Origin of the sequence: Rhizobium esperanzae (genome assembly GCF_002204185.1) — a bacterium.
Classification (GTDB): domain Bacteria; phylum Pseudomonadota; class Alphaproteobacteria; order Rhizobiales; family Rhizobiaceae; genus Rhizobium; species Rhizobium esperanzae.
Genome location: NZ_MXPU01000005.1, coordinates 198162 through 217471, shown reverse-complemented (window position 1 = coordinate 217471; position 19310 = coordinate 198162). Strand labels below are relative to the sequence as shown.

Genomic DNA, 19310 nt, shown 5'->3' with positions numbered 1-19310 from the left:
TGCGGGCTCAGCCGTCGACATGACCGGAAAGCGCGATCTGCGCCGATGAAACGGCAACGGCCAAATCGACGCCCTTCACGAATATGCCGCCAGCTTTGCGCAGGCTGCTCGCAGTCGCCAATTCCCCCGTCGGATTGAGCGGTTTGACGGTGCCTGCATCGAGATCGGCGAGCCAAAGACCTTCCTCGCCCGGTATTCCTATAATGACAGCTTTCGCCATGTATGCCCCTCAGCTATTGTTAAAAACCAGCCTTCAACAGGCCCTCCCGATATAGCTCTTTTTGCCAGTGCTCCTTGAAGGGAACGATGGCGAGCCACTTCTCGACGTCGAACACCGGATTGATGCTTTCGGCGCGCTGCCGATGGAAGAGTGCCCGTTTTCGATCGCCGATCATTGCGCAACTGGCCGCGGCGATACGATGGGCCGGCGCTTTGTCTTTCATCGCCTCGACATAGGCGATGGCCTCCTCATACTGTTCCAGGAAGAAACTTGCTCCCGCGGCACACCAGAGATAAGCGTCAGGCGCGATCGGATTGAGCGAAATTGCCTTTCTGATCTTGGCGAGCGCGTCGCCGGGGCGGGATGCATGCACAAGCGTGTCGGCATGACTGTAGATGACATCGGCAAAATGCGGACTGAGCTCTTCCGCCAAATGAAGGGCTGCGACGCTGGCATCCACATCACCGAGATAAAGTCTGGTGACCCCGAGCTCGCGATGGCCCGCCGCCGATCCCGGATCTCGCTCGATTGCGCGAAGCGCATGCTGCTCCGCCAGGTGCAGCAGTTCATTGTTTCCCTGCGCCGTCACGAGCCACTCGCTGGTGAAAGTTCTTGCCAGCCCGGTAAATGACGGCGAGAAATCCGATCTATGCGACAGCGACTGCTTGAACGCCTTCCTTGCCCGGCGGATATGCGGCAGCGTCAGCTTGCTCATCAGGCTGGAGCCGACGAGATAGGCGTGATAGGCCTCAGGATTGGCTTCGAAACGTAGCCGTTCCTCCTCGTTTTCAGCCAGCTCACGCGCCACCGATTCGGTCAACTGCTGGGCGATAACCCGCCTTTGACGCGGCAATATATCGGGGTTCATCTTAAAGCGATTGGCCCAGACGATCTCATCCGTCGGGAAATAGATCAGCTGGGCGAACAATCCCTCTTCGGAAAATCGGGTGTCGAGAAGATACGTGATCGAGTGCTTGGCGACCACCGCCGCTTTTTCGGAGTCGCGGCGGATCTGTCCGGCCGTATGCGGTGCGACGATGGAAATATGCCGAAGCGCACAGAGTTCGATTGTGACGTCTTCGATCAGGGCGCTGGCAAGTGCAAGTCCGGCATCGGCGTGCTTCGCCGTCGGGGGAAGCAACACCAGACGGGGAAGGATCCGCGGGATCGGCGATATGCGTTCGATATCGGTCGACTGGCTGCCGGGCTCGGGACCCTTCACCTCCACCCTTGCTTGGCCGCCGCTCTCCGGCAATCTCTCGCCGAACGATGCGCTGCCGGATAGCCGATGCAGCAATGCCCTGACCTGCTCGTCATTCGGATCCCGCTCGAGGATCTGCAGGGCGGCGCTGGAAATGATGCGCGCCGCGCCCGGCTTTTGCACATCAGGCAACGCCTCCAGCAATGCTTGACGCAATTGCAGCGCATGGGCGTCCCGCTGCGCCCTGATCCAAGCATCTATCTGCTTTGTCGCCGGCTTGATATTTCCGATGAAGCCGCGCTGCGTCGATTCGGCGATCGCCTGTAGTCGATCCAGCGGCGAGCCGCCGGCTCGAAAGACATCCAGATCGCTGGACACCACCTGCTTGTTGAGGCACACCGTCGTCGCAGTGAAATCGAAAGCTATGTCGGTGCGTCCGCAGTCCATCTCGCGGATGCGGGACAGCATTTTGCGCAAATTGAGCCGCGCCAATTCGGGCTCGACGTCGCTCCATAGAAACTGGGCCAGTTCATAACGGCTGAGTTCATGGCTCGCACCCGCATAGATGTGGGCCATCATCAACAGACCTTTGACCGGATAGCGAACCGGCTCGCCATCCGACTCAGTCAGCCGCAGATCGCCGAATGTCTGCAGATGAAGCACGGTCCATCCTCAGTTGTGTACAACCGGATCCTGCAGGTCGCTATCGACGTCGGGCAATCCCGTCATCGCCAGACTTTTGGCCAAGGCCACCAGCTTCTGCCTGATGTTGGGATCTTCGATGGCGATGAACGCTTTATTGAGCGCGAGCCCTTCCTTCGACGATAAAAACTTGTTCAATTCGCTCGTCTCGCCTTCGATCGGCCCGGAACCGCCGTTCTCGAAGAAGAACCCGACCGGCACGCGAAGGATCTCGGAAATGCGCTGAAGGCGGCTGGCGCCGATCCGGTTCGTTCCTTTTTCGTATTTTTGAATCTGTTGGAAAGTGATGCCAAGAAGTTCGGCCAAACCATGCTGGGTCATGCCGAGCGTCTTTCGCCGAACTCTCACGCGGTTGCCAACATAGACATCGATGGAATTCGGCGATTTGGCCTTCATCTGCTTAAGTCTCCCGCTTCATCAATACGCCCGCTGTATAATGGAGAGTTTAAGCAAGAATGCAACTAAAAGTAAATATTTCATCACGGTTTTTTTCACCACAGCATGCAGTAGAAACAAGCTCCGGACTACTGCGGCAAACGGCGCAATATCGCGCCGACCGGCTAAAGCGGCTTGTCGGCGACGGCGATCATTGATTTGGCAAAGGCAGGAATTCTTCCAACATATTCGAAACGGACGTTATCGAAGCCGGTCCCCAGCAACAGTGTGCGCAATGTGTTTTTCGACCAGAACTTGATATGCCCATGATCCTTCAACGGCATGAAGTGATCGTCCATTTTTCCCGTCGCAGCCAGTGCAAGATTCTTCAGATAACCGTGATAGGGCGTCGATATCACCGCGATCCCGCCCGGCTTGACAAGATCGAACATCGTCGAGGTGAAGCTCTTCGGATCATAGACATGCTCGATGACCTCCAGGCTGATCACGGCACTGAAGCTGCCATATTCCCTGGACAGGTCGTCATAGGCCGAGCCGACGCTCAGCGCCAGCCCGGGATAACGGATATTGGCCTTGCCGATCCCGTCGCTAGAGGGATCGACGCCGACGACATCATATCCTGCTTTCGTAAGAGCCGCGGCGGCCCCGCCAGTACCGCATCCGAGATCGAAGACGTCATTTTCCGCAGAACCATCGAAATGATCCCCCAGCACATCGAAGATCTTGGGCAAGATGTAGGAATGTGCGGTGGTCGGTTTGGCGTGAACGTAGGTGGTTGCGTCTAGCTCGATGGTCATGGGCTCTCCTTTCTGCTGTTGCACCGCAAACCTACCGATTAATACGTCGAAAATTTGATAGAATTCGCAGAAAATCGTCATCCGATAGAGGTATATGTGAAGCATAATTCGAGGTTTATCGCATAATCTTAAACGCCATGCGTGAACAAATGGCGGAAACCGAGCTCATTTACTCGTAACGATGCTGAATGTTTTTAAGTCTCTCGACCAGGAGATGAAAATAGTTATGTCAATTCAACAATCTTTTCAAAAAACCCCGATTTATTTCAAGCCAGTTTGGACGACGCCCCTTTATGCCATCACAGAAGCGGCAAGATCAACGGCTACCCCTCGCCGGATTGCCGAGCGCTGCATGGCAATTCTCGGCTGAAATGCTGCTGATGCGCCCTCGGCGACTCGATCCCGCGCTTTTCATGAAGGCGCGGATGAAAGGTCGCTCGGTTGCTGACACGAAGCCAAAAGATATTTAACGGGATCATGTATACTGCTGGGATCCAGACAGACCAACGAAACCCTTCTCGCGTGCCGGAGAAGACAAGCTTGCCCGATAATTCGTCGCCCGCATATGCGAAACAGCCGGCAGGAAAACCGCGGATTCCCGTGATCTTCTGGTTGTTGCTGACGATTTCCCTCTCGCTGGTCATCGGAACGGTGCTTCTGTCCAACGACATGAAACATTTAAAGGCAGTTGGCCATTATTTCGGCTTCGACCTTTTCCCCCCTGAGGTTAAGCCGCCGCCGCCCAAAGCCCTGCCCAGACCGGCGCCGCCGGCGGTCTATAAGCTTCCCCTGCATGCCACCGAACCGCCCGTGGCACAGACCGCGTCGGCCTTTCTGCGCACATGGCGCATATCCGGGCCTGCAATGTGCGCGGCGCTGCGCCAAGCGGGCGTTCAGACCAGCGAATGGGCGGCGGCCAGCTTCAATGCCGACACGTTCGAATGCTTTTACGAGCACAGCGCCAAGCGTGAAAAAGATCAGCTGGCGAATTCCATCTTCGTCATTGTTCGTGGCGATGCCGCCGGCACGATCAGCAGTATGCGCGTGAAGATCGTCAATCCCGGAACGGATCAGAATGGCCAGCTCGATCCGGCTATCCTGCGCATTTTCGAAACCATGCTGCGTCAACCGCAATGGCTCGATTTTCATGAGACCCTGAATTCGATCAAAAACCTGAAGGATGTCAAGGAAGACGGCTTCGGAGCCAACATCGCCTTCACCCACGAAGTGCTCAATCCGCAGCGGTACAATTTTACCCTCTCGCTGGATGCAACGTCGGGCCCCCAAAAAAGGGCGAGGAATTACTTTTCCGGCAGAACATGGCTTCCCGTGCCAGAGCCCACAATTGCGGCCAACCGCACGCAGCCGGAACTTCCCCATCAAGAGCCGCCGGCAGTAAATCGCAATTAGAGCCGCATGCGGCGCACTTCAGGCGATGCGACCTCACCGTGATGCCGGGACAGGATCCTGTAAAGCTCCGTCAAGCTGTCTGGACTCGGCCGTTCGGCCCCTTCACCGCCGGCCAGACGCCAAGACGCTCTACATTGAGGTCCTGAATAGCCTGCGCAAGTTCGTCGTTGAGCGAGCGAACGACGCGTGCCGATCGACGCAATCGCAGCGAGGTTCTGACGAGCGCGCCGAACAGGATGAGAATGGTGCCAACAACGCCGAGAGCAAACCCCGCGAACTGCCCGTCGTCAAAAAGGGATACGCCGCTGCGAACAGTCGCCATAAAAAAAGCGGCATAGCTCATCAGATGGTTAAACCAATCTTCCATAACGAGCTCCCTCCGCAGCGGTTTAATATCTTGGATTACGCAGAAAAGTCTAAAAATTGCCGTCGTCATCCACGCCGCTGAAAATACATCGGAAGTTGTACCGATGTATTAATTAAGATCGAGGCCGCGACGGATCGTAATCCGCAAGCTTGGCCCTTCGATTCCGCCGAAGACGTTAAACACAGCCAACAGTGAGAGAAAGAATGAATAGAAGACGTTTCCTCGCCTCCGTTCCGCTCGCCCTGTTATATGCCCGCGCGGGTCAGGCTTTGGCGCAGGTGCCGCCGTCCGCGGGGCTGCGCGCCCTGGCCGACAGAAAATCGTTTCGATTCGGTTCGGCGATCGATCCGGAGGATGTAGGCAATCCGATCGCGTCGCAGATCTACACCGACAACGTCAATTCGGTAACGCCGCGAAATCAGCTGAAGTGGAATGCAACGGAAAAGATGCCAGGCGTCTTTTCCTTCGGCCCCGCCGATCAAATCGTCGCGTTTGCACGCAAAAACAACATGAGGGTTTATGGACACACGCTTGTCTGGTATCGCACGCCCGACTGGGTGTCCGCCATCACCGACGCTGCGACCATTCGTGCGGCGATGAACCGTCATATAAAACAGGTTGTCGCTCGTTATAAGAAGTCGATCGATGCGTGGGATGTGGTGAACGAGCCGTTGGAATATGATGTGCCGGATCTGCGGAACTGCGTTTTCCGACGCCTTCTTGGCGACGACTATATCCGCATGAGCTTCGACATGGCACACGAGGCCAATCCCGACGCGATGCTGGTTCTCAACGAGACGCACCTGGAGAAAAAATCCGAGGTGTTCGAACAGAAGCGTGCACGCATCCTGAAGATTGTCGAGAATCTCGTCGCCAGAAAGACGCCGATCGGCGCCGTCGGGCTGCAATCGCATTTCCGCCCCGGTCTCGATCGGATCGATCCGGAGGGAATGGGCCGATTCTGTGCAACACTGAAGGATATGGGTGTCGGGGTTTTTATCACCGAACTCGATGCGTCCTGCCATTTCCTCAACCGCGACAAAAGCTCCACGCCGGTCTCCTATGCGGAGATTTTTGGTGACGTGATCACCATCGCAGCCGAGCGTGGTGACTTGAAAGGCGCCACCGTTTGGGGCATGTCGGAGAAATATGGCGGGCTTGACGAGAAGGACACCAACCCCGGCGCGGCATGCACGAAGCGCGTTAATCTTTACGACGAAAACAACGATCCGAGAAGTTCGGTTGACGGCATCAAGCGAGCAATAGAGGCAATGTGATCGCCAAAACAGTGGAGACGCGAACAGATTCATGAGAAAAGCCGTTATTTACGTGGAAAAGTTTTTGCCTGCCAGCCAGGCATTTGTTCTCAACCAGGCGGTGGCATTTCGCTCCTTCGAAGCTGAAATTCTTGCCGGTTCGCGAATCTCTTCCGCCCATACGAAAAAATCGACTGTCCCGGTTCATGACATTCGTCGGTCTCCCGTTGCGCGGGCCGGTGAGCTGCTTTTGAAAATCCCGCAGGTCGGCCTGCCTTTTCTCTTTCCCGCAATCAGCCAAGCCGACCTTGTCCATGCCCATTTCGGCAAGAACGGCTATGTCATCGGCCCTTTGGCGCGCGCCGCCGGCAAGCCGCTCGTCACGACGTTCCATGGCTTCGACGCCACTTATCGCGGCGATCCGAAAAAACCGGGCGGCTTCAATCAGGTGCGTTTCTTCGCCAAGGGCCGGAGCGAGATGGCAGGCTGGAACAGCTGGAACATCGCCGTTTCCGATTTCATCCGAGAGCGGTTGCTGGCGCTCGGCTTCCGCGCCGACCGCGTCTTTCGCCATCACATCGGCATCGACCTCGATCTCTTTAAAATGGAGCCGCGTCCACGAAAAAAGGGGCTGGTGGTTTCCATCGCCCGTTTCGTCGACTATAAGGGCCACCGCTTCATGATCGACGCGCTTTCACGCGTGGCGGCCGCCGGCACCCCGGTTGAATTCGTCATGGTCGGACAGGGACCATTGAAGGAGGAAATCGAAGCCCTGGCGCGCCGTTCCTTGCCAAGCGTCACGATCCATGAAAATCTGTCGCAGACAGAGATAAGGGATCTGCTCGCCAGTGCGGAACTCTATCTTCATGGCAGCGTGACGCTCGACAATGGTCACGCGGAAGCCTTCGGCCTCGCCAATCTGGAGGCCGAAGCCGTCGGTACTCCGGTCGTCGCATTCCGCTCGGGAGGCGTGGGCGAAGCGATCGAAGAGGGGAAAACTGGTTATCTCGTGGAGGAGCGGGATGTCGCGGGCATGGCGGAAGCGGTCGGAAGGCTGCTCAACGACCAGACCCTGTGGACAGCCTTCAGCGCACGGGCACCGCTTCTGGTGGCCGAGCGCTTCGACATACGTCGTCAAACGGGGATGCTAGAGGACTATTACAGTTCCGTACTAGACCAATTTTCCAGCCGGGGTCGGACTTGATGGTGCAGACAGGAAAGAAGCCGAAGTGGGGACTGAACGTATTTCGGCCGCTGCGGAACGGGATCGTTAAGGCCAAGTGGCTCTATTATACGAAATTCTGGGGTATGGACATCGATCCGACCGCCAGCTTTTCGCTGAGCGTGCGCTTCGACAAGACCAATCCGAAGGGACTGCATATCGGCGCCGAAACCTATGTCGCCTTCGAAGCCGCCATCCTGACCCACGACCTCACACGCGGGCTCTACCTTCACACGAGGATCGGCAAACGTTGCTTCATCGGCGCCCGCAGCATCATCCTGCCCGGCGTGGAGATCGGCGACGAATGCGTCATCGGCTCCGGCTCGGTGGTGACCAAGAGCGTGCCGCCGCGCTCGCTCGTGGCCGGCAACCCGGCCAAGATAATCCGCAGCGACATCAAGATCATTTCGCGTTACGGACGCATGGCCCGCGATGACGAAACGGTCACGCAGATCGTGACGCACTTGCCGACTGGAGAAGCACGATGAAGATGTTTGCCTATCGCGGAAAACACGAGAATTTCGGCGACGAACTGAACCATTGGCTCTGGGAACGTCTGCTGCCCGGCTTCTTCAATGACGACGAGAGCCAGCTCTTTCTCGGCATCGGTTCGATCCTCTATGATAATTTCGACCCAAACATACAGAAGATCGTCTTCGGCTCGGGCTATGGCGGCTACACCAACGCGCCGAAGGTCGACGGCAACTGGACCTTCTACTTCGTGCGCGGAAAAAAGACCGCCGAGGTCCTCGGCATCGATCCGAGCTACGCCATCGGCGATTCGGGCATCCTCACGCGCAGCTGCTGGGATGCGAAGAGCGTTGAGAAGCGCTACCCCGTCTCCTTTATGCCGCACTATGAAAGCGCCATGTACGGCAGCTGGGACAAGGTCTGCGACCTCGCCGGCATCCATTATATCGATCCCCGCTGGTCGGTGGAAAAGGTTCTGACCGAACTCAGCGCATCGCAAAAGGTCGTCTCCGAAGCGATGCATGGCTGCATTATATCAGATGCGCTGCGCGTTCCGTGGCGGGCGATCCGGCCGATTGCGCCGGGCAATCGCGCCAAGTGGCATGACTGGGCGAGTGCACTCGATCTGGAGATCGATTTCGATCCGATCGGCCCGTCCAACCTCGTCGAAGCAGGCGCATCTTTGGTGCGGAAAAACACATACCTGTTGAAGAACATCACGTTCCGTCACCGCCGCATCCGGCAGCTGACCGGCAACTATGTCTTCGGCTCGACAGTCAAGACGTTGCAGCGGGTGGCTGAGAAGCCGGGACAGCTCAGCTCCGACGAGGCTATCGTAAGAGCCCAGGAGAAAATGCTGGTCGAGCTGGATCGGCTGAAGCAGGATTTTTCCAAGAAGACGGCCAGCGCCCTTTGATGTCGCAGACCCCGTGACGAGGCAATAAGGCATGATGCTTTCTAATTCCGCCAATACTCTCCATTCCCGCAAGGGCAAGAAGCACTCCGGATGGGCCTGCAGCCCGCTGAAATGGTCAACGTCGTCGACCTCGGGAGCCGTTCGCCCATGAGCAGTGTTACCGACCGGCTGATTCAAGGCAGCATATGGCTGAGTTTGTCTCGCGCCATCGTCAACGGGCTCTCGGCGCTCAGCACCTTCGTACTCGCCTGGTATCTGGTGCCGGCGGACTTCGGTCTCGTCGCCATTGCAACGACGATCCAGGTCATTCTGAGTTCGGTCACCGAACTCTCGCTCAATCAGGCGCTTATCCGCCACGAGTCGCCCAGCGAAACGCACTTCAGCGCGGTCTGGACCTTGAGCGTGACGAGAAGCGCGATATTGGCGCTGCTGTTTGCCGCCGCGTCCTATCCGATCGCCGAATTTTATGATGAGCCGCGGCTGACGAGCGTCATGCTCGCCTTGAGTTTCAGCCTGCTCTTGAGCGGTCTTGCCAATCCACGCCGTGTCATGCTCCAGCGCGATCTGATCTTCTGGCAGGAATTCGTCCTCAACGTCTCGCAAAAGCTGGTCGGCTTCATCGTGACGGTGGCGATTGCGGCCATCTATCAGAGTTACTGGGCCCTCGTGATCGGCACCCTCGCCTATCAGGTGACCAATATCATCGTTTCCTACACCGTCCTGCCGTTCTGGCCGCGCATCACCTTTCGGCACGCACGCGAATTGTTTTCGTTCTCGGTGTGGCTGACGGCTGGACAGATCGTCAACACGCTGAACTGGCGGATCGAATATCTGCTGATCGGAAAGTTGCTCGGCGCCACGCAGCTCGGCCACTACACGGTCGGTAACACCCTTTCGACGCTGCCGACGCGCGAGGCCACGGCGCCTTTGAACCAGACGATCTATCCTGGCTTCTCCAAGGTCCGCAACGATCCGGTCCGGCTGATCGCCGCCTATCAGCGTGCGCAGGCGCTGTTGGCCGCGGTGGCGCTTCCGGCGGGCATCGGCATGGCCGTGGTGGCCGAGCCGATGATGCGGCTTGCCTTGGGAGAGAAGTGGATTCCCGCCATCTTCATCGTCCAGGCGCTCGCATCGGTCTTTGCCCTGCAGACCCTCGGCTCGCTCGTCCAGCCGCTCGGCATGGCGAAGGGCCATACGAAGATGCTGTTCATCCGCGACACGCAGATGCTGGTGGTCCGCATCCCCATCATCATCGCCGGCTTGATGATGGCCGGGCTTCCGGGCGTCGTTTATGCCCGGGTGTTGACCGGCCTGATTTCCACCGTGGTCAACATGCTTCTCGTCAAGCGCTTGATCAATCTGCCGTTCTTCCAGCAGCTCGCGGCCAACTTCCGCGCGCTTGCCAGCGTCGCCTTGATGGCCGCCGGTGTCTGGGGATTGTCGCACATTCTGAGCATGCCTACAGACAAGCTGCATCTGGCGCTCTATCTCGCCTTCCTCGTCATCACGGGCGGCATCATCTACGCCGGATCGAGCTTTACCCTTTGGGTGGCGATGAAGAAGCCCAATGGCCCGGAAACTGAAGTTCAGCGTATCGTTGTCAAGTTCCTGTCAAAAGCAAAACGTATTGCCGTACCCAAATCGGCGTGAAGTTAAACGAACATCAACAAGAGAGGCAGAATGACCAGCCAATCCAGACCGGAGCTGATCGCAAAACTCAACGGCATGATCCATGATTGCCTGAAGGACTATGTCTCGCGCGATGAACCGCTTGCGATTCTCGACTTTCCCGACATCCGCAATTGCGGCGACTCGGCGATCTGGCTGGGAGAGATGGCCTATCTCAGGGACCGCTTCGGCAAGCGCCCGGACTATGTTTCCAGGCTCTACGACTTCTCCGCCGACGAACTGAAACGTCGCGTGCCCACAGGCCCGATCTTCATTCACGGCGGCGGCAATTTCGGCGATATCTGGGTCGCCCACCAGGACTTCCGCGAAATGATCATGGAACGCTTCCCGGATCGGCAGATCGTCCAGTTCCCGCAATCGATCCACTACAGTTCGCCCGAGCGCATCGAGCAGTCCAAAAAGGCCATCGGACGCCACAAGAATTTCGTACTGCTGGTGCGCGATGAAGAATCGAAGGAGTTTTCCGAGAAGCACTTCGACTGCATCGTGCGGCTGTGCCCGGATATGGCCTTCGCCATCGGCCCGCTGCCGGAAAGGGCAACGCAGATTCCCGTCCTCGCCATGTTGCGGGAGGATGCGGAACGCGTCAGCGGCGGTGATCGCAAGATTCCTTCCGATATTCCTGTGGAAGATTGGATTACGGAATCGAAGAGGAAGGTGGACATCGCCAAGAAGTTGGGCGTAGCCTCGGCTTATCTCGCATTGAAGCCGAGCGAAGTTGCCTTGCGCAGGTTGGATGCTGCGGCTCATAACCGCTTCGAGCGTGGCATCAGTCAGATTTCGCGCGCCCGCGCCATCGTGACCGACCGTCTGCACGTTCATATCTGCTCGCTGCTGCTCGGCCGTCCGCATGCGGTGCTGGACAACAGCTATGGAAAGATCCGTCGCTTCATGAATGCTTTCTCCGGCGGAACCGACCTTTCCTACAAAGCGACATCGCTCGAAGACGGAATCGAGTGGGCGCGTCAGCAGGCTGCCAAGGGGCGCGTCGCTGAGAAAGAAGCTGTGGGCCTGCGGGCTTAAGGGGGAGTTCGATGCCACTTGTCACCTTCATCATCCCGGTCCGACATCAGGACAACGCGCGCGATTGGAGCAAGCTGAAGGCAAACCTCAGCCAGACCGTGGCCTCCATTTCTAATCAGACCAATGGCGATTGGCGCGGCATCATCGTAGCTAACGAAGGGGCCGATCTGCCTGATCTGCCGGAGAAATTTTCCGCCGTTCGTGTGACGTTTCCGCCGAACGACATGCACGAACTCGGAAAGGGCAGCAAGGAAGACTTCCTCGATGCCTTCCGCGCCGACAAAGGCCGGCGCGTTCTGAGCGGCATGCTGGCCGCGGCCGACAGCCGCTTCTTCATGATTGTCGATGACGACGATTTCGTCAGCTCCCGGATCGTGCAATATGTATCGGAAAACCGGGATGCCAACGGATGGACGATCGACAACGGTTACATCTGGGACGACGGCGGCAATTTTCTGCTCGGCCATGATGACTTCAGCCATCTCTGCGGCACCTCGCTGATCATTCGCGGCGATCTGTATGAACTGCCGCAGCGGTTTGAAGACGCCTCTCTCGACTGGATCAAGTCGATGCTGGGCAGCCACGTCCGCATTGCGGGCATTCTTGCCCAGCGTGGAGCGCCCCTGACCAAACTGCCTTTCCGGGGAGCAGTCTACCGGGTCGCCCATGGCGGATCGCACAGCCGCGCGCCGAGCCTGATGCGGCAGTATTTTCTCAATCGTGGCGTACTTCTGAAGCCGCGACGGTTGTTGCGCAATTTTCGCAAGCTGAGGGTTCTCGGCGGCGGTTATCGGCGCGAATTCTTCGGCGGGGCGCGCTCGAAACCCGCATAGCAAACCGATCCGTCCAATAGGTATAGGCAGTCAAATCATGAGGCTTTTCTCTTTCGACTTCACCAAGAGGGTTGGTAACTGATGTCGGATCTTTTCGTCAGCGTGCTCTTTTCATCCTATAATGGCGCCAGCCGCCGGCTGCGCCATACTTTGGATTCATTGGTGAGCCAGGAGCTTCCCCATGATCGATGGGAATTGATCGCTGTCGACAACAATAGCAAGGACGATACGTTCGACCTTCTGAAATCGTATAGCGAAAAACTTCCGATCACCATCCTGCAGCAGCGCAAGCCGGGAAAGTCCAGCGCGCTCAATCTGGCCTTGGATCGGGTGAAGGGGGATCTCGTTGTTCTTACGGATGACGACATCCGCGCCGAACCAAATTGGCTGAAAGCGATCGTCGACTGTGCCGCAGCCCATCCGAGCTATGGCGTCTTCGGCGGCAGAATCGTTCCAGATTGGGAGGAGGAGCCGAAGGACCGCTTTATCGACTGGATTCCCATGGGATCGACTTTCGCGATCGTCGACGAAACACAAAGCGGACCGTGCGATCCGACAAAGGTTTGGGGCCCGAACACGATCGTTCGGCGAGAGTTGCTGGGGACGAGCGTACGCTATCGAGAAGACATCGGCCCTCTTCCGGGAAAGATGTTCGCGATGGGTGAAGATGCTGAAATCATCATCCGCCTGGCCGCGGGTGGAGCCAAATCCTATCGATGCGCCGAAGCCGTGGTTCACCACTGGATCCCGGCGTCGAGCGTGACCGAGAATTGGGTGCAGAAACGCGGCGAGCGGCTTGGCTACGGCATGCCGGCACTCTTTCCAGATGAGGTGCCGGAAGGCGTGAGGATAAGCGGCGTTCCATTGCCGACCTGGATCGAAAGCGCACAGTGGGCTTTCCGAGCAGCCCTCCTCTACCTCCTGCCGCGGTCGAAGAAGCGTTTCTGGGCGATTTGGAAATACTACTACATGCGCGGCTATCGTGCCGGAATTCGCCGATACGCGCCGCTGGGGCGGTGATCGATTGGCCCAGGAGACGGTAATTTGAAACTTTCGGTGCTGATCAACAATTTCAATTATGGGCATTTCTTGCGCCCATGCATCGACAGTGTCCTGTCGCAGACCTATCCCGACTACGAGGTGATTGTCGTCGACGATGGCTCCACGGATGATTCCAGGGAGATCCTCGCTTCCTACGGCGAGCAGATCCGATCCGTATTGAAGGAAAACGGTGGCCAGGCCTCGAGCTTCAACGCAGGGTTTGCGGCTGCAAGCGGCGATATCCTCTTTCTCCTCGATGCCGATGATGCGTTTCTGCCTGGCAAACTCGCGCGCATTGTCGAGGTCTATGACCGCAACGAGATCGACTGGTGTTTCGACCGTGTGACGACCAACGAAGACGACCAGCCTCCCGCGAAGTTGCAGGTGACGCTTTTCGACAAACGGGACACCCTGCGCAGGGGCGGCTTTCCCTCGCTTCCGGTGCCGACCTCCGGCTTGAGCTTCCGCCGCGACCTCCTGTCCCAGATCCTGCCGATGTCCGTCGCGAAAGACGTCGTGCTCAGCGACAATTACATCAAGTTTGCAGCCGCCTATCTCGGTCGCGGCGCCATTGTCGAAACGCCGCTGACCTTTCAGCGCATTCATGCCTCGAACCGCTATACGGGCACGAGCAGGGCAAAAACACTGCGCCCACGGATTATGATCGCCACAGGATTGGAGCTGGCGCGCCGCTATGATGGGCTGCATGCGCTGGGTAAGAGCCTGGTGGCCGGAGGCATTGCCGAAACGACATCGCTTTTGAAACTGAGGAGCGAAGCTCGCAACACCGTGGCCGGCGGTCCGTTCGGCGATGATGCCGTCAACGAAGTGGCCTTGATGGCCGCGCGTAAGCGTTTGGGGACTATGCTGCGGAGAGGACAGTCATGAACCAGCAGGACACCTTTCCGCCTTCATCAACCGGAACTGATCCGTCAGGCGCGTCGCCGTTGAACATCGCCGTCGGCGTGCTGACCTATCGGCGGCTGGACGGGATCGCCAAGCTGCTCGACGTGATGACACGCCAGACCAGGCATCCGGCTCGCCCCTATCATCTGACGATGGTGATCGTCGACAACGATGCCGCCGGCAGCGCAAGAGCCACGGTCGAGGCTTTCGGCCAAACGGGCGCCTATGATCTGATCTATGTCGTCGAACAGAACCAGGGCATCCCCTTTGCGCGAAATCGGGCGCTCGATTCGGCCCCTGCCGGCACCGATCTCTTCTGCTTTCTCGACGATGACGAATGGCCGGTCGACGGCTGGCTCGATGCGATGCTGGAGACCCGGGAAAAAAACCGCGCCGATTGCGTCTACGGTCCTGTTCAGCCGGTCTATCCTGAGAATCCGCCTGAATATTTCATCAAGGCAAGGGTTTTCGAGCGCAAGAAGAACAAGGACGGTCAGCGCATTTCCTATGCAGCTTCGAACAATGTCATGTTCGATTATCCCCTCATCCGCTCATGGAATCTGCGCTTCGAAGAGAAAATGCGCTTCACCGGCGGCACTGACTATCTCTTCTTCAATCAGGCAATTCGTCGTGGCATGCAGGTTTTCTGGGCTGACAAGGCACTGGTCTATGATATCGTTCCCGCCAGCCGCATGACTTGGAAGTGGGTCTTGCAGCGACAATATCGCCTCGGCAACACTTTCGCCGTCAGCGAGGTCCTGCACGGCAACCTCAACCGCCGGCTCTATCGCGCAGCCTATGGCGCTACGAGAGTGATGCTTGGGCTGGTCATGCTGCCGGCGATCCTGGTTTCACCCTATTGGGGCATGCGGGCACTCACCCATGTACTACGCGGTGCCGGCATGGTGAACGGAATTCTCGGACACGCATACCAGGAATATAGGCCCAATGCCGCCTTCTGATACTGTTTGCAGGAGTACCCTCGGATGAGTCTCGGCCATTCTTATCTTTCGGACCAGGAAGTCATCCTGCGGCCAGCCGTCCGACCGCGGCCACGTCGCGGCATCAGAAAGGAAACGCTTATCCGCGTGCTCCTCACCGGAATGTTCTATCTAACACTCTTGCGAACAACCGGGATGTGGTACGGCTATCCCTCAAACTTCAATGAAGATGCATCTGTTGATCCGTTTGCGCAGAAACTGATGCTGTACAGCCTCATTCCGCTGATCGGCCTTTACTTCGTATTGGAACCAAACCGTTTCCTTTCCTATTTTCGGAGGATCCCGGTTCTGGTTTTCGTCGTTATTATACTCTCAATCATTTCCCTTGGGCTTTCCATCAGTTTTAGCGCGTCCATGCGCGGCATTGCCGCCGTCGCCGTGCTGACAGTAGCGCCGTTGCTCTACCGGCATCGATACGGCAGCGTTGAAACCTTCCGGCTTCTGGCGACCTTTGGTATGTTCGCGGCCTTTGCGAACATCCTGTATACCGTGGCCTTGCCAAGATATGCTGTGATGGGAGGATCCTATGCCGGCATGGTTAAGGGTCTATTCTACCACAAGAACGGCCTTGGTCAGTTTTGTGCCGTCAGTTTCATAACCATGCTGTCGCTGGGAATGCCAAGAGGACCATTACGCTATAGCCAACTTATACGCTGGGCGGCGTTGCTGTGTACTCTCCTACTCATCGTGGTTTCCAAATCTTCGACTGCGGTTGTTATGGTGGCCATCGGCGTGGCCACATTGGCCGGCTCACGTATGATGCAAACCGTGAGAAACTCACTGGCGCGTTCCTTCATTGTTTTCTTCTTCTGCATTATCTTGGGAGTGGCGGCATCCTTCGCCTATCTCGGCGTTGCACAAATGATTGCGGACGCATTTGGAAAAGACCTTACCTTTTCCGGACGCACTAATATCTGGGACCAATTGCTGCCTCTGGTATACGACCGCCCTCTTTTTGGTTACGGTTTTGCCGTTTTCCGTCAGCCGGAAATTATGGAGCAATATGTCTCGCTGACCTTCGACGCACGCTCCACCCATAACACCTACTTGGAACTTGCCCTCAACATCGGGGTACCGGGCATGATTGCCTGGACAGCCTTTATTCTTCAGCGCCTGGGCGGCCGTCTAGTAACGATCCAACGTTCTACCGAGCTTCGTGCCACACACTCCAAGGAAGTTGCAATCATTCTTCTGATCGTGGTTGGCTCAATGATGGAAGCGGGAATGATGCTGGCGCCAGTCATTCTCTGGCCATACTTGGTTGTCTCGCTTCCGCTAAGCAGAATGAAGAGCGGTCGCTCGTCGATGAACACACACAATGGATAGAACTTTTAATTATTTTGGGATCGCTGCCGGTGGCGGTGCTTTGATTAATACGTTCATCGAAAAGCCGTGGGGCGCTATCTCAAATCCATCAGCCTCAGAGCTAAGGTTGCCGCGGCTTAGCGGCTTGGCCTGAAAGTTGGAATCGATCTTTTGGAAGGCGCGATTGCCTAGACGCACGGCTTCCAGCGCACTGGAAGCCGCCCATTTTTCAACTGGTCGATCCCATGGCGTCGAGGCCGCGGATGACAGTGCATTAATTGAATCGGCGCTTGGGCGCATTCGTTGCGGAATGTGAAGAGGTGAAGGTCACCACTGTTCACACAGGAGCTGAAGCGAGTTCAGCGGACCGGCGTATCAATATGCCTCACAATACCAGTCATCCGAGACTGTTGGTCAGAGAAAGACGTCGTCCTCATTTTCTCCTCGTCATCCGCCGGAAGGACTGCCCTGGCGGCAATTTCCGAGCCGACGGTCGATAGATGCTGGTTGTCTATGAACAACGGCGCGCCGTCGGCGGCGGAAAAACTGCACCGAGCTCCCGGGCAAAGCGCGTTGAAAGGATCGACCAGGGCCACGCCAGGCGGTGATTTCTCCGCGACACGCGCGATAATATCCCTGACCGGATCGTTGAAATTCGCGACAGCTTTCATCGGAGCATCATATGGTGTCAGATCACGATCGCCGTCGAGCCATCTTCCAAACGCCGCTCTGAAGGGTATCGCACGCTGGAGCACGGCACGGACAGGATTAAAGTTGAACAGTGGAACGTCTTGCAGAAGGACCACATCCTTGTTCATGGCCCGCAATTGGGCGACCTGCGATGCAAGTGCCGACTCCAGGGTCGGCCCATTTTGGTTTTCGGCCTGCTCTGCGCCATTGGCGCCCGGGCTGATATAGCGCGAACCGGTCTCTGCCTCACGCATCGGAGCAGACCAGTACCCGGCCAGGATAACTTTCTTGATCGCATCGTTTTCACGCAGCAAACCCGATACTTTGGCGTTATAAGCCGAGCATTCTGCAGCATGGAGCGGATGGTTGGGCATGTAGCGCGTGGCGTCTGTCAGCGGCGGGCAGGATGTTTTGGTAAAGACGTAAAGCTGGTAACCCCGCTCTTGCGCGATGGCTCGCAATCCGGGCGCAAGTGCAGCCGCATGGCTGTCGCCGATCAAGGCTATCGCAGGCTCGGTATTGCCTGCAGGTTGGCAGTTGCTGCCGAGAGCTGGGGCGGTTGCACCATAAGATACGAGGCATGCTTCACGCCCGCCTGCGATCTCTTCGATCCTGGCAACCTGTGAACCAAATCTCTGTGGAACGCCAGCCAGTAGCGCGGTCAGCGCGAAAGGAAGCGCGAAAACCGCCAGGGCCGTTGCGTAGCGCCAAAGTGTGCGGCCATTGGAAAGACCCGGGCGCCGAAACGGCTTCTCCACGAGATAATACGTCAGAACCGCCAGGATCAATGAGATCCCAACGATGAGCAAAGCCGTCGATTGCGGCAATGGCCAGACGGATGCGACGCTGGCGAAGCTCAAAAGAGGCCAATGCCACAGATACCAGGAATATGAGACAAGCCCGATAAAAACGAACGGCCGCGAACCGAGTGCAAAAGCCACGATCGAGCTTGGGGTCGCAATCAGCAGCGCCGACCCGAGAACCGGCAAAAGCGCCGCAGCTCCGGGAAAAGGCGTAGAATCGTTGTAGACGCAGATCGGTGCGACAATCAATATCGCGCCGATCAATGCAATGGCATTGACGGCTGCGCTTCCGCCCCGATCGAGACGCAAACCTTTTGTCTCCATCACAGCGAGAATGCCGCCAATCCCCAGCTCCCATGCGCGGGTCGGAAGCAGGTAAAAGGTGAAAGCCGGATTGATCTTCAACGCTGCAACGGAAAATATGAAGGAGAGTACGACAAGCGTTGCGATCGCGGGAAGAATAGCCTGCTTGAAGTAGCGGTTCAGGAACAAAATGATCCAGGGAAAGACCATATAAAACTGTTCCTCCACGCCGAGACTCCAGGTCATCAGCATGGGCAGTTGGTCGGATGCCGGCGAGAAGTAGTTGCTGGAAAGCCAATAATAGACGTTGGAAAAGCCTAACATGGCGGCAATGGCACTATGCGAAAATTTCCTGAACTCGCCCGGGGACAGGAGGAGAAAACCGATCAGGAACGAAACAGCCAATACGAAAAACAGCGCCGGCAATATGCGCCGTGCCCGCCGCGCATAGAATCTTGTGAATTTGAATTCCGATTTTAGAATGTCGCCATAAATATGTCCTGTAATGAGATACCCGGAGATGACGAAGAAAATATCGACACCAACGAATCCGCCGGAAAATGACCTCAGACCTGCATGAAATAGCACAACGGAAATGACGGCAACCGAACGAAGACCATCTATATCGGGACGGTAAGCGCGTACGGGATTGTTGTGCATCCGATTGTCCTTTCGAGGTGATACAAGACGATACACTGTCACTCGCGAAGTCAATGCCGGCCGAGCCGCTTGCATTGCATTGCATTCAAAAATGATGC

Annotated in this window: 17 protein-coding genes and 1 pseudogene; 12 read left to right on the top strand and 6 right to left on the bottom strand. The window is 57.0% G+C overall.

Annotated features, from left to right (window positions below; genetic code table 11):
- Nucleotides 1-7: 7 nt before the first annotated feature.
- From B5E41_RS09475 to B5E41_RS09460, 4 genes are all read right to left on the bottom strand, one after another.
- Entirely contained in the window at nucleotides 8-220 is a 213-nt protein-coding gene (locus B5E41_RS09475) for a hypothetical protein (protein ID WP_064804367.1), read from the bottom strand.
- A gap of 19 nt (nucleotides 221-239) precedes the next feature.
- Nucleotides 240-2084 carry a peptide antibiotic resistance protein gene (locus B5E41_RS09470; RefSeq protein WP_088393022.1) on the bottom strand — a complete coding sequence of 615 codons (1845 nt, stop codon included), beginning with the start codon at nucleotides 2082-2084 and terminating at the stop codon, nucleotides 240-242.
- A 9-nt stretch (nucleotides 2085-2093) separates the two neighbouring features.
- Nucleotides 2094-2519 (bottom strand): helix-turn-helix domain-containing protein, encoded by a 426-nt coding sequence (locus B5E41_RS09465; protein ID WP_064804372.1) that lies wholly within the window; start codon nucleotides 2517-2519, stop codon nucleotides 2094-2096.
- 164 nt (nucleotides 2520-2683) lie between these two features.
- Nucleotides 2684-3316 carry a class I SAM-dependent methyltransferase gene (locus B5E41_RS09460; protein WP_088393020.1) on the bottom strand — a complete coding sequence of 211 codons (633 nt, stop codon included), beginning with the start codon at nucleotides 3314-3316 and terminating at the stop codon, nucleotides 2684-2686.
- A gap of 540 nt (nucleotides 3317-3856) precedes the next feature.
- Here B5E41_RS09460 and B5E41_RS09450 point away from each other — a divergent pair.
- Entirely contained in the window at nucleotides 3857-4726 is an 870-nt protein-coding gene (locus B5E41_RS09450) for a DUF6030 family protein (RefSeq protein ID WP_245303070.1), read from the top strand.
- Here the strand turns inward: B5E41_RS09450 and B5E41_RS09445 are convergent.
- Nucleotides 4723-5093, bottom strand: a pseudogene (locus B5E41_RS09445) (hypothetical protein). The gene B5E41_RS09450 and the pseudogene B5E41_RS09445 sit on opposite strands and share 4 nt — an antisense overlap.
- Nucleotides 5094-5296: 203 nt before the next feature.
- On the opposite strand from B5E41_RS09445, the gene B5E41_RS09440 reads away from it, so the two are divergent.
- The 11 genes from B5E41_RS09440 (at nucleotide 5297) to B5E41_RS09390 (ending at nucleotide 16777) form a co-directional block, all read left to right on the top strand.
- A complete protein-coding gene (locus B5E41_RS09440; RefSeq protein WP_088393014.1) occupies nucleotides 5297-6370 on the top strand; it encodes an endo-1,4-beta-xylanase in 1074 nt (357 codons plus the stop codon).
- 31 nt (nucleotides 6371-6401) lie between these two features.
- The gene (locus tag B5E41_RS09435; RefSeq protein ID WP_088393012.1) at nucleotides 6402-7553 is read left to right on the top strand and encodes a glycosyltransferase; all 1152 of its coding nucleotides are present in this window, start codon (nucleotides 6402-6404) and stop codon (nucleotides 7551-7553) included.
- On the top strand, nucleotides 7553-8059 hold the full coding sequence (locus B5E41_RS09430; protein WP_085860244.1) for an acyltransferase: 507 nt from the start codon (nucleotides 7553-7555) through the stop codon (nucleotides 8057-8059). Before B5E41_RS09435 ends, B5E41_RS09430 begins: the two co-directional genes overlap by 1 nt.
- Nucleotides 8056-8958 (top strand): exopolysaccharide glucosyl ketal-pyruvate-transferase, encoded by a 903-nt coding sequence (gene pssM, locus B5E41_RS09425; protein WP_088393010.1) that lies wholly within the window; start codon nucleotides 8056-8058, stop codon nucleotides 8956-8958. The genes B5E41_RS09430 and pssM overlap by 4 nt, the downstream gene beginning before the upstream one ends.
- A 147-nt stretch (nucleotides 8959-9105) precedes the next feature.
- Nucleotides 9106-10608 carry a lipopolysaccharide biosynthesis protein gene (locus B5E41_RS09420; protein WP_088393008.1) on the top strand — a complete coding sequence of 501 codons (1503 nt, stop codon included), beginning with the start codon at nucleotides 9106-9108 and terminating at the stop codon, nucleotides 10606-10608.
- A gap of 30 nt (nucleotides 10609-10638) precedes the next feature.
- On the top strand, nucleotides 10639-11670 hold the full coding sequence (locus B5E41_RS09415; protein ID WP_088393006.1) for a polysaccharide pyruvyl transferase family protein: 1032 nt from the start codon (nucleotides 10639-10641) through the stop codon (nucleotides 11668-11670).
- 11 nt (nucleotides 11671-11681) lie between these two features.
- On the top strand, nucleotides 11682-12503 hold the full coding sequence (locus B5E41_RS09410) for a galactosyl transferase (RefSeq protein ID WP_088393004.1): 822 nt from the start codon (nucleotides 11682-11684) through the stop codon (nucleotides 12501-12503).
- Nucleotides 12504-12584: 81 nt separating this feature from the next.
- Nucleotides 12585-13523: a glycosyltransferase family 2 protein gene (locus B5E41_RS09405; protein WP_064811122.1), complete on the top strand. Its 939-nt coding sequence runs from the start codon at nucleotides 12585-12587 to the stop codon at nucleotides 13521-13523.
- Between the two features lie 24 nt (nucleotides 13524-13547).
- Nucleotides 13548-14432, top strand: coding sequence for a glycosyltransferase family 2 protein (locus B5E41_RS09400; RefSeq protein WP_088393002.1), 885 nt, complete (start codon nucleotides 13548-13550; stop codon nucleotides 14430-14432).
- Entirely contained in the window at nucleotides 14429-15412 is a 984-nt protein-coding gene (locus B5E41_RS09395; protein WP_088393000.1) for a glycosyltransferase family A protein, read from the top strand. Before B5E41_RS09400 ends, B5E41_RS09395 begins: the two co-directional genes overlap by 4 nt.
- Nucleotides 15413-15436: 24 nt before the next feature.
- Nucleotides 15437-16777, top strand: coding sequence for an O-antigen ligase family protein (locus B5E41_RS09390; RefSeq protein WP_088392998.1), 1341 nt, complete (start codon nucleotides 15437-15439; stop codon nucleotides 16775-16777).
- A gap of 338 nt (nucleotides 16778-17115) precedes the next feature.
- Here the strand turns inward: B5E41_RS09390 and B5E41_RS09385 are convergent, their stop codons facing one another.
- Nucleotides 17116-19212: an acyltransferase family protein gene (locus B5E41_RS09385; protein WP_176439362.1), complete on the bottom strand. Its 2097-nt coding sequence runs from the start codon at nucleotides 19210-19212 to the stop codon at nucleotides 17116-17118.
- Between the last annotated feature and the right edge of the window lie 98 nt (nucleotides 19213-19310).